Source organism: Bradyrhizobium sp. 159 (assembly GCF_023073795.1).
Taxonomy (GTDB): domain Bacteria; phylum Pseudomonadota; class Alphaproteobacteria; order Rhizobiales; family Xanthobacteraceae; genus Bradyrhizobium.
In genome coordinates this window covers 85,843-100,278 of the sequence record NZ_JADPKE010000029.1, presented here as the reverse complement: position 1 = coordinate 100,278, position 14,436 = coordinate 85,843, and the positions used below count along the sequence as shown (strand labels likewise).

Genomic DNA, 14,436 nt, shown 5'->3' with positions numbered 1-14,436 from the left:
CGGAATGCTCGCCGCGCCAGCCATTGTCGCGCCCCACAAGTTCGTTGCAAATACGGGTGAAAATCACGACGGATGTTCCCATGCTGAAAGAAGGCAAATACGCGGCGTGGTTCAGAACCGCACAAGCGCAAGGCACCGGTATCGTGCATCTGGCCCAGGGCCGGATTTCGGGCAGTGACAGCTTCTTCACCTATGGCGGCTCCTATCAATTCGATGACGACCAGCGTTTCACGGCCGTTCTGACCACGCGCCGGCATGCCGACGGGCCGCCGACCGTGTTCGGGCGTGACGAGGTCGAAGTCTATCTCTCCGGCGTCTTCAGCGGCGCTATGGCGACCTGCTCCGGAACGGCGAAGCAAGCGCCTGACGTGAAATTCGAGGCGACGCTGATCTACAGTCAGGAAGATGCCCCGGCTGCCGATATCAGGAGCGCGGTCGTGAAGCTCAATGCCGACAAGCTGCCCAAGGGGTCCGACAGCCGTTCCCGGCCGCGGCATCCGTTCACGGCGGGCCCGCCCAGGTGAAAGCCAAATCGACGATCATCCGCGCAGCTCCACGGGTGGCCGCCGCGATCATTAGCATTGCATTGACACTATTGTTTCGAAATCACACCGCGGCCGCGCTGCAGCAACCCTGCCTTTAGACGCGAGAACTAGTCTCGCGGCCGATCAAGTGTGGTGGAAGAACATGCCTCAAATCTGGATGACATACGACGAGCTCGGTGCGCTTTGCGGCTGCGGCACAATGGAGGCCAGGGAGCGTGCCATCCATTTGTCGCTCGATCGCCGCAAGAGTCGCGACGGGACGACGCGCGTCAAACTCGATCTGGCGCTGACGGCCAAGTTCTTTGCAGCCGTTCGTGAGGCGGATTTCGATCTGGATTGCGCCATTGAGGCGCTGCACAACACCCATCGGCAGATGGCCGAACTGCTGGCTCCCACCCAGCACCACAACAGGCGTGGAGCGGCCTGAGCCTCCGCGTGTTCCGGCCCACGCCGAAGGCTAATTCCCGCGTTCGTCCCGAATCAGCATAAGCTCTGTGGCGGAATTTCCGGCTGTCGTCGGTGTTCACTGCCGATGGGTCGCGAAGTCCGCAGGAGGGATGCATGAGCAAAGCCGGGTGTCGGCCGTCGGTGGCACTGTTGGGGATGCTCGCGCTCGTTGGAAGCGTCATTGCGACGAGCGGCACGGCAAACGCGGAAGTCGTGAAGCTGCAAGCCGAGCTCAAGGGAAGCAATGAAGTGCCCCCGAACAGCTCAACCGGGTCAGGCAAGGCCGAGGCAAGCTACGACACTGAAACGAAAGTTCTGACTTACAGCGTCACCTATGCCGGGCTTACGGGAGCGGCAATGGGCGCGCATTTCCATGGCCCAGGCGAAGCCGGCAAGAACGCCGGCATCGTCTTGCCGTTCAAGACAGTGCAAAGCCCAATCCAAGGCAGTGCCACGCTCACCGACGCGCAGGCGGCAGATCTACTGGCCGGAAAATGGTACGCAAACATCCATACGGCCGCGAACCCGGGCGGTGAATTGCGCGGCCAGATGATGAAGTAAGGACCGGTTGTACGTCCGAACGGTCATCTTGCTGCGATACCGGTGGCTTCAGGACGGCGGTCTGGGCAAGAACGTCAGGATCATCTGGGCGAGCATGACGCCGACAGTGCCTCCTGCCGCCTTCTGGAGCACGTCGAGAAAGCCCGGATCCCGATCGGGTATGAACGCTTGCATCAGCTCCAGCCCCATCGCGACCGCGATGACGAGCGAGCAAGCCAAACCGAGCCGTCCTGGCAGCAAGAAGGAAAGAAGGAAGCCGAGCAGCCCATAGGCACTGAAGCGCTCGATCACGACGACCCAGTACGCCTCGTGATGGCCCAAGAGCGCGGGTCTTCCTGCCAGCTTCGCCAGCGTGGCGTAGACGATGAGGGCAAGGCAGATGCTCGCGGCTGCAATGAGATGGGTTCTGCGCATGGCGCCAGCATAGCCGGTCGGTTGCCGGTCTGCCTCGAAAGCAGAAAATATCGTTAAAAGCTCGCGCCGCGGTTACGCCACCAAAGCCGTGTCGTCTGACACCGCCGCGCCTGATTGCGCCGCGCGCCGGCACTCGACGAGCTCACTAAACTTGGCGAACGGAAGCGGAGGCGCCACGAGATAGCCCTGGCCCTCTTCCACGCCGGATGCGACCAGCGCGCGGAGCTGCTCCTCCGTCTCAATGCCTTCCGCGACCACGCTCATATGGAGGTCCCTCGCGAGCGCCACCAGCATCTCCACGATCATCGTCGTCGACGCGTCCACGGTGATCGTGTCCACGAAGAACTTGTCGATCTTGATCGTGTCGGCGCCGAGGCCTTTCAATCGGGACAGTCCGCTGTGGCCGACGCCGACGTCGTCGATGGCGACGCGGAAGCCATGGTCTCGCAGCTCGGCGACAACCGCCGCGGCGCGCGCAAGATCGTCGAGCTCGTCGCGCTCGGTGACTTCGACCACGATTTGGCGCGCGGAGACCCTGGCCGTCAGGACCGTGCGACGCAGCGTTTCGACGAAGCCGGCACTCAGCAGCTGCTTGGGCACGACATTCAGGGACAGCTTGAAGGTTTTGTCCGCCCTCAGCATTGGCTGCAGGTCGGACAGCGCCGATCTCAGGATCTGCCAGGTCATCGCCTGGATGCGTCCACTGGATTCGGCGAGCGGAATGAAGTTCATCGGCGGGACGACCGAGCCGTCTCGGCGCACCCAGCGCGCCAAAACCTCGCAGCCTGTGATCCGGCCCGCCCTGAGGTCGAAAATGGGTTGGTAGTATGGCTTGAATTCGCCAGCTGCCAGTCCGCGATCGAGATCGGCGACCGGCCCTTCCATCCGGCGGCTGCGTGCCAGCAGGATGCCGAAGAGTGTGCCAAGGCCAAGTGCGACTGCGAGCGCCGGCCAATAAGCCTCGCTGTTCCAGCTCGAGAGCACCGCGTGCTCGAGCCGGATCGTGGCATGAAGCGGCAAGTGCGTGGAATGCCTCTCGAAGCTGATTGGTCTCACCAGGGGCCTGTCGGCATCGAGTAGGAATTCGCCGAGCTTCTCGCCATTGCTCAAGGTGAGGATCACCTCGCTGTGCGCGCGCAGCTCGGCGGGCATGATGTCGAACAGGCTGGCATTGATGCCGACAATGGCGATAAGGGCGGAGCTGTCATTGATGTCCCTGAGCACGCCTAGGGCGTCCCCGCCGAATTGCTCCACGCGGAACAGCGACAGCGCCTTGTCGCGCGAGGGCAGCATGTCATGGCGATCCGCCCATCCCTTGTCGAACTCGAGCGTCTCGGAATAGGCCGAGCAGATCACCGAGCCATCCGGCTTGACGAGCCGGACGTCCTTGATCGCCGAGCGCTGGTAGACGTGGAGGCGGATGGCTTGCAACGCCGCGGGCTCGCAGCTGGCGAGATTGCGTTTTGGGAGTTCGTCCAGGCTGGCCGCGGCAAAATCGACCGCCAATTCGGAGCGCCGCAGAACGACCTCGGTCAACTCGTTCAGCTGATGCGCCTGCTGGTGGCGAATGACGGCCTGCACGGCGAAATGGCCGCACAAAGCGAACGCCATCGTGCTCGCAAGCACGAGCGCCGCAAACGGGAGATTCGGTCGTGGTCGTTTCATCCGGGTCAGGCGAAATGAGGCAAGGCTTGGAGAATTGATCCTAGCCAGCGGGGGCTAAGATAGGGTTTAACGGGCGGACCGGCGCGGTCGGGCCGACCGGAGTGATGGCTGGCCGATGATCTCGCGGCGCAAGCATTAGAACGAGCATGGAAAGTTGAGCAGTATGATCAGGACGTTAAGCATCCTTCTCCTGGCGCTAATTGCCGGGAGCTCTGCGGCCTCGGCACAGGGAACCAAAGACAGGCCATCGGGCACGCAGCCCACTTCGGCGACCCGCAGCGGCACTGGGACGAATTCCGGTTCGGACAGCATGGGTGGCGCGTTCAAAGGAACGGGGACGCCCAATTACGGGACCAGCCCTGGGATGGGCTCCCAGAAGAAGACCAACAACTAAGGCGTGATCCGGAAAAGTGCGAAGCGGTTTTCCGAAAAGATCATGCTCAAACAATAACCTCAGCGCGATGACGATTCATCCTGATCTCATCGCGCTTTAGGTATGAACGAGCCGAACGGACCCTCGGGCGTCTATCGCCGCTCACCGCCTGAGGCGATGGCGCAGAGGAATCACGTCGGGACAAGGTGGGCTGGGCCTGTGGGTGTGGGACGTGGCCGGATGGCGGGGGGTCCGGAGCCGAAGCACCACGAAGGCGATATTGATCGCCAGCCAAATCAACATCGCGGAAATGGCCAAGTTGAGCACTGCCAGGCCTCGCTGTGAAGTCTGGCATCAACATCCGAGCGTTGGTTCGGTTCCGCCCGCCGGGATGAAGCTGTGGCTGCGTCGAAGGCGTGTTGCGGCGCTGTGGAGGATGGGATGACCTGCTGGGCTCGTCGGTGACGTCGTTCGCGTGCACCGCAGCGCGGGAGGTCGGCTGCGAGGCGCAAGGCGAGCGCTGCCGCGCTTCCGCTGCTAGGACTTCTTGTCCGACTTCGACTTCAACGAAAGACCGAGTCGCAACGCCATGCGCTTGATCGCATCAGGCGAGCGTCGGAGAACTTTCGCGGCCTCTTCCAGCGAAGCCGAAGACTTGGCCAGCTCCATGAGCCGGCGGTCTTCCTTGAACGACCAGGGCTTGCGAGCCATAACCGAAATGATCCTCTCGTCGACATAAGGACAAAGCCGCCAAGCGACCCATGTTCGCTCGACGGCTTTGCTTGGGTGGGGCCGGGCTTGGGGGAACCCGGTGCGAAGATGGATAAGCGAAATGCGAGACTTCGCAACAACCAACGCGGATTAAGCTAACTGCTCAACCTTACCGGGATGAAGTTGGTGCATGACGCTCCGTATAACCACGGATGTTTCGTCGGTGTGCAATCGCCAGCAGCGGCGTGCGAAAAATGTGTCGGAAGCGACGTCATCACGCAGAGTACAGGCACGCTCGATCACCGGTGCGCGTGGCTCAGGCTGCTTGCCGAGGTGAACAGGGGTTAGCATCGCCAGCAGGATGTCGCTCTTGAACAATGAGAGATTTCGTCATCCGCCCGGCCTAGGTTTTCCCGCGACGACCAAACTCCGAGCACCACGTTGCACAAACTTCATGTTCGTCTGACAAAAGTTTCAGCGCCGATGATCTTGAAGTCGTCATGACATCACGTTGAAATGGACCGGGAGGAGCGTTCCGAAAACTGGGAACATTCCACATGCTTGCAATTCTGGTTTTGATGTCGATTTTTGCAGCTGGCTTTTGCTGCGGCTATGGTGTGCGGGCGTGGCGCTCGCGCAAGCGATCAGCGCGATATCGTCTGTATGCGCCCTACACGCCGGCCTCGATGAGAGTCAGGCAAAGCGAGCGTCCATCGTGATGGCAACACCACGGGCGCGACGTTTCGGTTGGAGTTGATGTTGTGGCAACGTCGAATAACCATGTGCAGTTAGGTTAACGTGGCGCGGTCCTTGAGCGCTTCGGAAAGGCAACTTAAGACGGATCAGTTCATGGCGAGAGTTTAGTCATCTCGATTTTTCGCGCCTCGCAGGGTAGGCGTAGATGGCGTATTTGATTGTGTTGCTGGGCGCGACTTGCGTCCTCATTTTGGTCGCGTTTGTTCGTAGCTTTGATCGTCGGCTGAAAGACCTTCCAGGGCCTTGGATCATGGATGAGGGCCATTCGAGATGATTGATCAAAGGCGCAATGCGCCCCGTAGGTATTTCGTCGACGCCCAAGGGCGTCGTGTCCTGATCGGCCTTTCGCTGCAGGAAACTGCGGAGTTCGAAGCGCTGGATCTTTCACCGAACAATAAGGTGCAATTCGCGTCGGAGATTTGCGTGAGCGAAGCAGCCGCCGCCGCGGCCGAATTTCGCTGGCTTGAGCTCTATTCCAGGCACGAACGAGCCTGGCGGGCATGGATCGAACAAAGCCAGGCGGAGCGGGCGCAAGATTTAGGCTTTGTTAACTATGTCTGACCGATGGTAGCCGCCTGATCTCGAATGTGGGATGGCCCAAATGTTTCAGCTGTTCCTGAGAGCGCGCGCACACAATCTTCTCGGCTCCCGCCGCGAGACCAAGGGTTTTAAGGCGCGCTCTGTCGAGCGTGATGCGGAGACCGACCGCGTGCGGATCGGTGCCGTCCTGGCGGCGATTGAAACAGCATTGCAGGAGGCGGAGAGGGAGCAGGCCGGCCTCAACCGGCGTGTTGATGATGCCCTCGCGCGTGCGTCCGTCACCTTCGGAAATGGCACCGATGAATATCTCGAGCGAGAGCCGCTCGACAATTATCATCAGGATCTCTTCGCGGCCGACATCTCGAATGGCCAGCGACGGCTCAAGGAATTGGCAAGCAGCATTGCTCACTTGAAGTTCGTCAAGACCGCAATGCTCACGCGCTTTCCGGATTTCAAGCCGCCGCAGCTCAACAGCTAAAGCGAGATGAGCTTTGGTTGAATCGGTGCGAGCCGAGGAGGGCACCTCTCCCGTAGGCAGAGGTGAACCAGATAATCGGCGTCGGTGCCCGTTTAAAACTGCTTGCGCGCGCTCCGTCCTCACCCTGAGGAGCCCGCCCAAAGCGGGCGTCTCGAAGGATAGCCCCAGGGGAAACACTCTCACATGCATAGTCCTGCGCCGAGCAGGTAGGGCCGCGTGACAATTCGGCACCGCTTTGCCGTTTGGTGCTGCGATCCTTTTTGCTATGGTCCCGGCAAGCATCCACGAATTGAAGGAGCGACGAGGTGCCGGTCAAGAATTTGCGGACGTTGATTGGACTGGCAGGTGCTTTGACACTGGCCGCGCCGGCGACGGCTTCGGCCATCACTGCCGAGGTGGCGCGCGCATGCGATGCGGCGCTGGCCAAGGCCTTTCCGCCCAGACAAATCGGCAACCCCGCGGCGGGGAGCGCCAAGGGAACGGCTAAGGAGAAGCGCGAATACTTCCAAAAATGCGTCGCCAACAACGGCAAGGTCGACGACATGCCGGCGGACGCGCCAAAGGACAACAAGCCGGCCAAATAAGAACAAGGCGGCTACGGCTGGCGTCGGGGCGGCGGGCAGGGCGAGTAGAACGCGCCGTTCGTTGCATTGATGCGTTCGACGCATTGATTGGGATCAGTGACCGTTCCGGCCACCGTGAAGTCGTAGCCCATGCCCTTGATCACCACGACGTAGCGGCCGGGGGCGAGCGTAAAGCCGTCTTGCTCCGGTTGGAGCAATAGCATTCTCGGCTGGTCGTCGACCGGACCCACCTTGTAGGGGTAGGACATGCTGCGAATGACCCAGGAATCGCCGGCGCTGACCATGGCGGCTTTCCCCGTGGCATCGACGCCCATCGCCCGGGAGACTTTCGCGACCACCCGAACTTCGGTCCCGCTTGCGTCGACACCCCCGTCGGGCCTGAACACGATGAATTTGACGTCGCCGTCCGTCAATATGGTCGCGCTCGGCGTGTTGATGGCTGCCGAAATCGCCACGCGACGGTCCGGAATCTTTCCAGGCACCGGCTTGAGCTCATGCAGCTGGCCTTCGCTCAAGGCGTAAACGCCGAAGGTCGTCGGCAAGGGCATCGAGGGTTGCGCAGCTTGCGCCGGCTCCTTTGGGCTTTCCGGCGTCCGTTCACCGGTATCTCCCATTGAGGGAGTCGGGATGGCGGTCGGCTGAGTTTCCGAGCTTTTCGGGGTGCGCTCAGGCAGCAGCCGTGGCCAATAGGCAGCCGCGATCCCGGCGCCCGCAATGAGCAGGAGGATGGCGGTCAATCGAACGAGAGAATTCAAGGCCGCGCGCCGTTTGGTTGCCGGAGCCGCGGGACGGCTTGGCGCCTCCGCAGCGTTCAAGGCGGCCGGTGAAGCCAAAGCCGGCGGCGTCGGAATGGGCGGAGGAACGGGGAGGTTGACTGGCGGAGAATTGGGCGCGGGCGCAGCGGCAGTCTTTGCCGGTGAGGACGTCGCGCTTTGCTCAAAGGACCGTTCGACCTCCCCGATGGCGCGTTCGAGGACTTGCTGGAGCGCTCGCGCTTCCTGCGCGTCGGCGTGGGTGAATTGTTCCAGGAGCTTGATACGGGCCAACTCGTAAACGACATCCCGCATCTGCCGGGGATCGTCGGAGATTTCGCGGATCCGGCCTGATAGCAGGCGGACAAATCCGGCCTTGATCTCGGTCGCCCCCGGGGCGTTGGCTGCAGTGTCGCCGGGCTCGGTCATCAAGGCCGATCAACTAACCCGGATAGGGCTGTTTCGCTAGGCCTTTTCATTCGCATGCCTGTGCGGCGGTGGATCGTGCTCATGATCCGGCCTGCAAAGGTCCTGCGCGATCGTCTCGAAGAGCTTGCTTTTGGGCAAAAACCTGTGACATTTCGCCGAGCTCATCTTTTCCGGTGTTTGACCATGCGCGGCGTTTTGACGGCAATCACTTTCTTGGCCCTCCTGGTTCAGCCCGCTTCGGCGCAAGGGATCAAAGATCAGGCCAACACCACCAGTTCCAGCATCATCACAACGCCTACGAAAAAGGCGCAAACTACCCAAGCCGCGTCCCGGCCCACCGCGGTCCGAAATGTGACGGGGAGCCTTCCTGCCGGAAGGGCGGCCCAAGGCGTCTGGAGGGATGGCAAGCTGATTGCCGTGCCTCGGTAAAGGCAACGCAAGCAACCGTGAAGGAACGGTGTTCGCCTCCCTGACGTTCCTGCTCGGGAGATGTCGCACATGAAACGCTTAGTCTTGATCATATTCGCGCTTGTCGTGCCGGCCGCCGCCTGGGCCCAGGGCGTCAACGATCCGTCGACGCCCAATCGCAATGTGATCATCGTCAACCCACCGCAGCCGTCGCCCTCCACGGCGACGCGAAATATTCCGAGCCGAATCGAGCCCCCCGTGACGAGCGGCTCTGCCCGGCCCTATTACGGGAACAGAACTCGGGGCAGCGAGTCGAGCAGGCGGTAATTGTGTTGGCGGCTCGGCTGGGGAGCGGAAAGCTCGCCCTGTGTTGTCCAGTTGGAGAGATTGAGCCTTAGCTCTTTCCAAAAGGCCAATAGGAAGCCTCACAGGCGCTCGGACCGGGTAAGAGGTTGCCTCGTCGGCAGTAAGGGGCCGTTGGGAAGCGAGACGCCGAATGCAGACAAAGGTGCCATTGAAGGGCATGGCGACGCATTGGCCAGTTCCGGTCTCGTTCTCAGCTCTTGCCTTCCGGTGAGCGCCCTCCGATCAAATGATAGGTTCCTTCGATTAATATCTATACGCGGCTGCGGAGCTGTTTGAGCAGAATGTCACGCTCTTCAATCAGTTCGCGCAAGCGTTGAGTGTTGCCAGTTCGAGTTTCTTGCCACTCGATGCGGTCTGAGGCAGTCCACAGAAGAGACTCTCGCTCGAAGCGATATCTCTCCGACCTGTCTGCTTCTATGTACAAGTCGATTTCGCGGCAAATTCGGTCAAGCTGTTCTTCGAGTGTTCTTCCAGGCATCGGCCGGCCTTCGGCTGTCGCCTGTCAATGAGCATCCAAATGGAGCGTTACTGAGGCGTCGATCTCAAGGGGCTCACTCGCTCCAGGCCTGTGACACCGATTTGCTCGGCTGCTCTGAATGATCCCCTTTCTCAAAGGAAGGCGTCATAGCCGCTGTCGGGGATTCACCTCGCCTCCAGTGGCGATATTCCTGCATGGTGACGGTTCTTGCCCGAGATCAGCAGGGTGAATTTGTCGGCGCCATTGCGCTTCCCTCATTGGCTTCCGGGCGTCATTTCGGCACCGCCGGGAAAGTTGCCGGACTTAAGCGTCATTCCGCTGACCCGGAAGCGGACATTTCCAAAGTCCGAAGTGGTGCTGCTGACTGGTCCGCACCTCGGCATAGGTCAGCGTGATCAATCCTACGCTTGCGTAACCTGCGTGATGTCGATGTAGCTAGCGTCAGGAAAGAGCTTCTGGTCGAGGCCATAGAAGATCTTCTCGCGCTCCGACCATAGGACGAAGTGACCTCCGGCGCTGATCGACCGGTCAGCTTCATACTAGTATCGATGAGTTGCGGATATTCGATCTGGCCTGCCGCCGGGCGTCCCGAACCACGTGCTGAAATCCCTGCGGACTAAAGTGGAAAGTCTGCCCGCGAACCGGCTTTCTTGCTACTCGCAAAGGTATAGACTGAAGAGCTGAAGATAACGAAATGGCCAATGGTCGTCCTTATCGTTCTGCCTGGAGTCATCAAGTTGCGAACAGGTCGGCGTGATCACGAGGGAAAATGGTTTGGGGCGCCGTCTCGCGCGGTCATAATTGTTGCCGGTGCGCTCGGCCTGGGTCTCGCCAGCCTGGCCTTGTGTTTTGCTCAGACCGAACCGGAGCCCTCGCTCAGCGATTTTCTTCCACCAAGCGAGCCCGAAGTCTCGCGCGAGGAATGGCGGCAACGGATCGAGGACGCACGGCGCCGGGCCAAGGAGGTCTCGCGCGAGCGGCGGGAGCATCCGGAGCTCTACAAGCCGATTCCGGAAGATCCGGACCTTGTCGCGACCGAACGTCTCTTCCGCGACGAGAGCCTGCAACGCGGCGACATCGTCGCGACCAAGAAGGGCATGTTCGTCTACCAGGGCCGATCCAACCAACCGCGCCGCGATCAGGATTTTGTGCCGGTCAACCCGAAATCGGTGCGCTGAGAATTCGCTGCAGCCCAAGGAGCGATGGCAACGAAGCTCATACAGGTTCAGTATCGCCGCATAATCTCGTTGAATTTGGGATCGGTCACTTTCGTGGTCTCCAGCAGCAGCGACTTGCCTTGCCGCGTTGCCTGCACATAGGCCGCGATCAGCAGTGGCTCGTAACGAGAGCGATTGGCCAGAGCCGACCGGATGTCGGATTGCGCCAGCAGCTTGATCTCTTCATCGGTCGCGGCCGCGCTCGACGTGACAATCTGGACGCGAGAGAAGGCAACGTCGATCGGCACCGAACCGGTCAAGTAGGACATTTTCACTGCGGGCGTTACCGCCTCGCCGGCCTGTGCCTGCAGCGTGCCGAGCGTGAGCCACAGCGCAGGCCTGATCGGTGAGACTTTCAAGGCGGCTACGACCGCGCCTTGAGCTGCCTTGTTTTCGCTGGCCCGCCCGCCCGCTTCGGTTGACGGACGGTGAAGAACGTCAGCGGCCGTCGCTGCCGCGTAATTCGCCAGCAGGTCGCCATCCCATGAAAAAGATGCCAGGCTGCCGGCGGCCGCCAGCTTGGCCTCGCCGGGCGGGATCTCGCCCGAGAACAAATCGCTGGCGCGAAAGTTCGGCCGTATGAGATCGCCGTAGAACGCCGTGCCGGCGTGAAGCGCCAGCGCGGTTGCGGTGCAGATGCCGACGACGCGAAGCAGGATGATGCGGTTCATGATGGAATTGACGAGCCGGTGAGGGCGAGCGAACGAGAGGACCGAGGTCCAGCCAGAGCCTAAATTGCGAGCAGACTATCGCCTTGGATCGTTAGCAGCGTCAAGTTTCCGGTCGCGTAGGCGCCGGTGTCGATATTGATGCGGTTCGGACGGATATCGGGCGCGCCGACCGGCGTATGACCGTGGACGATATATTTGCCGAAGCGGTCTTCGCAGTTCAGGAATTCCTCGCGGATCCAGAGCAGGTCCTCGTCCTTCTGACGATCGAGCGCGACGCCCGGCTTGACGCCGGCATGGACGAAAAAGAAGTCGCCGCAGGTGAAGGACGAGCGCAATTGCTGGAGGAAGGTCAAATGCTCCGGCGGGAGCGCGCGTTTCAGTCGCTCGATCAGTTCGACCTGCTGCTCCGCGGACGGATTCATGGTCGGCGTGATGCCGTAGGAAACCAGCGTCAAGAGGCCGCCATAGTGGCGCCACTCCTGCAAGCGGGCGGGATCCTTGAGCACCTCGAGCAGGAAGACTTCGTGATTGCCCTTCAGACAAACCGTCTCGTGAGATTTCGAGCGCGCGATCAACAGATCAAGAACGCCGCGTGAATCCGGGCCGCGGTCGACATAGTCGCCGAGAAAGACCTGAATGGCGCGTTGGGGGGCCGAGCGGGCAAGGTCGGCATCGATGACAGTTAACAGCGATTGAAGCAAATCGGCGCGGCCGTGCACATCGCCGATCGCATAGACGCGAACGCCATCGGGAAGCCGAGGCTTGGTCTTCTTTCGAAAGCGTGAGGAAAGGTCCATCAGGTCGGTCGAATCGCATCCAGCGTCACGAGCGGAACGTCGTGACCGCTCTTAGCAGAACAAGCCACACATCGGTATTCTTAATTGTTTCCGACCGATTGGCCCGCATTTTGATTAAAGGATCGTGCGGCCTTTGAGCCGTATTTCAAGACATCTCGCGTAGCGTCTCCTCAACAAGAACGGGGAGCGCGACATGCGCAAAGTGGTAAAATTCCTGGCGGTTCTGGCCGCAATCGTGGTTGCTGCCGGGGTGCAGCAGAAAGCGGAAGCGGCTTTCGTCGGCGCGCCCTTGGGGTTGCGCGGTGCCATCCAGTACATCAAGTTCGACCAGCCCACGCTGGCGCCGATGGCATTCACCATGTTCTGCCTGAAGTACAAGGATGAATGCAAGCCGCGGCCGCAGCAGATCGTGTTCAGGGGCGGTCGCTTGAAGCTCACGGCCGAGCGCATGGCGCAAATGCAAGAGGTCAACCAGCGGGTCAATAGCGCGATCCGTCCCGAGGCCAATCTGGAAGGGCTGCGCGGCGAGAAGTGGCTATTGCATCCGACCAGCGGCGACTGCAACGACTACGCTGTGACAAAACGCCATGATTTGATCGCCAAGGGCTTCCCGGCGCGCGCGGTGCTGTTGAGCGAGGTCGTGACCACCTGGGGCGAGCATCACCTCGTGGTCGTGGTGCGCACCTTCTCAGGCGATCTCGTGCTGGACAATCTTTCCGGCCACATCATGCCCTGGTCAAAGAAGCCCTATCGCTGGGTCCGCATTCAGTCGCCCAAGAACCCGAACTACTGGGCCTCTCTCGGCGATCGCGCCGTCTGACCACCCGCGTTCTATCGTGATGAGGATTGGCTGACGCTCTGCGACAGGCCGAGTCCCACGATCACTGAAAGACACAGGATTGCCGCCGGGCGCAGCAATCCGGGACCCGCAAAGCTCTGGACCAGCGCAAAGAGAACACAGGCGGCAGCCGCCGCGGGAAAGAACGAGTCGCGTCCGCGCTGCAAGGCGCCGAAGAACAGGCGGACGAAAGCGATCAGGCTCACCGCCATCATGGCGGTCAGGCCGATCCATCCCATCCCCGCAAAGACGGCCATGGCCGCCGAGGGTGCGGCCAAAAAAGCTCCGGCGTCGCTCTGATAGATCCTGCCCACTGCCGCAAAGGTCCCGGCGCCGGCGCCGAACCAGCGTGTATCGGCCAACATGCGCTCGAGCGCGGCCTTCGTCTCGGTCGCCATCTCCGGAACGATCCGCAGGAGGATTGGTCCGGGGCTCTTCTCGAAGAGGAAGGTCAGGACGATCGCCGCGCCGATCAGGGCTGCCAGCGATAATGCGCTCGCGGCCAATGGTGACAGGTCCAGTCTGCGGATAACGAGGATCAGCAGGATCAGCACAACGCCAAAGGCCGCTGCGATCGCGCTGTTCGTTTCCGCAAAGCCAAAGAGCGCGGCTGCGCTGGCCAGGGCCCCGACGAGGCCGCACAGGCCGATCGTGACCGAGCGAAGGACCGAGTGACGGGTTTCGGCCCGTTCAGCCGCGAGCTGCATGACCGCCAGATTGAGCATGAGACCGAGGCCCGCCAAGGTCATCGTGAGGTCATGGGGCACGGCTGCAGCAAGCGCCGGCGAGAGCCGATGCAGATCCAAAATCAAGGCGGCGACCGCCGTTACTCCGCTTAGCACAAAGAGAACCAGTTCGGCACGGCTGCGGCTACGGACCACCGGGATGGTGACGCCGAGCAACGAGATCGCCGCAACCGCCAACACCAGCGAATTCACCGTCAAGCCGACATCGGCGGTGACGGGCCCGAGCGACCGGCCACCCAGGACGTCGTGAGCGCTGGCCCAGATCGGGTGCGCCCAGCCCAGCGGAAGCGGGGCGAGTTGAGCCGCGATGCACAGCGGAATGGCGATCAGGATCCAGCGGCCCCAGGAGGTCGCGCGAACATAGTGCTCATAGTCGGCCTTTCGCGTACTCGAGGCAGCTGCCAGCAAGCTTAGCGCTGCGGCCATCGTCCCGAGCTGCGCACCGAACTTGGCGCCGGCGATTTCGAGAGCGGAAGCGGAAACGATGGAAACGATGAGGGCAAAATAAGCGAGGGACAAAACGGCGCGCTCGAAGGGAATCCTGAAACGGTCAGGCCACCATACTAGCGGGCGGTGGGTTTTCAAACAGAGGCCTGCTTCGGACCAACACCTAAGACATGACCGATCGCGCGCGCGGCTTCGTCTCAGCGATGATCGGCG

The 14,436-nt window shown here is 61.3% G+C and carries 16 protein-coding genes; 9 read left to right on the top strand and 7 right to left on the bottom strand.

The window, feature by feature from the left end; translation table 11 throughout:
- Positions 1-80: 80 nt before the first annotated feature.
- The 3 genes from IVA96_RS05650 (at position 81) to IVA96_RS05640 (ending at position 1,553) form a co-directional block, all read left to right on the top strand.
- Positions 81-524, top strand: a complete 444-nt coding sequence (locus IVA96_RS05650; protein ID WP_247415959.1) for a hypothetical protein — start codon at positions 81-83, stop codon at positions 522-524.
- Positions 525-687: 163 nt separating this feature from the next.
- Entirely contained in the window at positions 688-972 is a 285-nt protein-coding gene (locus tag IVA96_RS05645; protein WP_249816471.1) for a hypothetical protein, read from the top strand.
- 134 nt (positions 973-1,106) lie between these two features.
- Positions 1,107-1,553 carry a CHRD domain-containing protein gene (locus IVA96_RS05640; protein WP_247415955.1) on the top strand — a complete coding sequence of 149 codons (447 nt, stop codon included), beginning with the start codon at positions 1,107-1,109 and terminating at the stop codon, positions 1,551-1,553.
- Positions 1,554-1,601: 48 nt separating this feature from the next.
- Here IVA96_RS05640 and IVA96_RS05635 read toward each other — a convergent pair whose 3' ends face one another.
- The 3 genes from IVA96_RS05635 to IVA96_RS05625 form a co-directional block, all read right to left on the bottom strand.
- Positions 1,602-1,967, bottom strand: coding sequence for a VanZ family protein (locus tag IVA96_RS05635; protein WP_247415953.1), 366 nt, complete (start codon positions 1,965-1,967; stop codon positions 1,602-1,604).
- A gap of 72 nt (positions 1,968-2,039) precedes the next feature.
- A complete protein-coding gene (locus tag IVA96_RS05630; protein WP_247415950.1) occupies positions 2,040-3,578 on the bottom strand; it encodes an EAL domain-containing protein in 1,539 nt (512 codons plus the stop codon).
- A 964-nt stretch (positions 3,579-4,542) separates the two neighbouring features.
- On the bottom strand, positions 4,543-4,716 hold the full coding sequence (locus IVA96_RS05625; RefSeq protein ID WP_247415948.1) for a hypothetical protein: 174 nt from the start codon (positions 4,714-4,716) through the stop codon (positions 4,543-4,545).
- A 1,026-nt stretch (positions 4,717-5,742) separates the two neighbouring features.
- Between IVA96_RS05625 and IVA96_RS05620 the strand changes: the two genes are divergently transcribed.
- The 3 genes from IVA96_RS05620 (at position 5,743) to IVA96_RS05610 (ending at position 7,074) form a co-directional block, all read left to right on the top strand.
- Complete coding sequence (locus tag IVA96_RS05620) at positions 5,743-6,033, top strand: hypothetical protein (protein WP_247415945.1); 291 nt, start codon at positions 5,743-5,745, stop codon at positions 6,031-6,033.
- A gap of 40 nt (positions 6,034-6,073) precedes the next feature.
- Complete coding sequence (locus IVA96_RS05615; RefSeq protein ID WP_247415943.1) at positions 6,074-6,490, top strand: hypothetical protein; 417 nt, start codon at positions 6,074-6,076, stop codon at positions 6,488-6,490.
- 305 nt (positions 6,491-6,795) lie between these two features.
- Positions 6,796-7,074 carry a hypothetical protein gene (locus IVA96_RS05610; protein ID WP_247415940.1) on the top strand — a complete coding sequence of 93 codons (279 nt, stop codon included), beginning with the start codon at positions 6,796-6,798 and terminating at the stop codon, positions 7,072-7,074.
- Positions 7,075-7,085: 11 nt separating this feature from the next.
- Here IVA96_RS05610 and IVA96_RS05605 read toward each other — a convergent pair whose 3' ends face one another.
- Positions 7,086-7,829 (bottom strand): hypothetical protein, encoded by a 744-nt coding sequence (locus tag IVA96_RS05605; RefSeq protein WP_247415937.1) that lies wholly within the window; start codon positions 7,827-7,829, stop codon positions 7,086-7,088.
- A gap of 177 nt (positions 7,830-8,006) precedes the next feature.
- Between IVA96_RS05605 and IVA96_RS05600 the strand changes: the two genes are divergently transcribed.
- Together IVA96_RS05600 and IVA96_RS05595 are read left to right on the top strand one after the other, a co-directional pair.
- Positions 8,007-8,180 carry a hypothetical protein gene (locus IVA96_RS05600; protein ID WP_247415935.1) on the top strand — a complete coding sequence of 58 codons (174 nt, stop codon included), beginning with the start codon at positions 8,007-8,009 and terminating at the stop codon, positions 8,178-8,180.
- 2,169 nt (positions 8,181-10,349) lie between these two features.
- Positions 10,350-10,685, top strand: coding sequence for a hypothetical protein (locus IVA96_RS05595; protein ID WP_247415934.1), 336 nt, complete (start codon positions 10,350-10,352; stop codon positions 10,683-10,685).
- A gap of 47 nt (positions 10,686-10,732) precedes the next feature.
- Here IVA96_RS05595 and IVA96_RS05590 read toward each other — a convergent pair whose 3' ends face one another.
- Positions 10,733-11,395 (bottom strand): hypothetical protein, encoded by a 663-nt coding sequence (locus IVA96_RS05590; protein ID WP_247415932.1) that lies wholly within the window; start codon positions 11,393-11,395, stop codon positions 10,733-10,735.
- Between the two features lie 59 nt (positions 11,396-11,454).
- Complete coding sequence (locus IVA96_RS05585) at positions 11,455-12,192, bottom strand: metallophosphoesterase family protein (protein WP_247415929.1); 738 nt, start codon at positions 12,190-12,192, stop codon at positions 11,455-11,457.
- A 193-nt stretch (positions 12,193-12,385) separates the two neighbouring features.
- Between IVA96_RS05585 and IVA96_RS05580 the strand changes: the two genes are divergently transcribed.
- Positions 12,386-13,012 carry a transglutaminase-like cysteine peptidase gene (locus IVA96_RS05580; RefSeq protein WP_247277329.1) on the top strand — a complete coding sequence of 209 codons (627 nt, stop codon included), beginning with the start codon at positions 12,386-12,388 and terminating at the stop codon, positions 13,010-13,012.
- A gap of 11 nt (positions 13,013-13,023) precedes the next feature.
- Here the strand turns inward: IVA96_RS05580 and IVA96_RS05575 are convergent, their stop codons facing one another.
- Positions 13,024-14,361: a hypothetical protein gene (locus IVA96_RS05575; RefSeq protein WP_247415928.1), complete on the bottom strand. Its 1,338-nt coding sequence runs from the start codon at positions 14,359-14,361 to the stop codon at positions 13,024-13,026.
- Positions 14,362-14,436 lie beyond the last annotated feature (75 nt).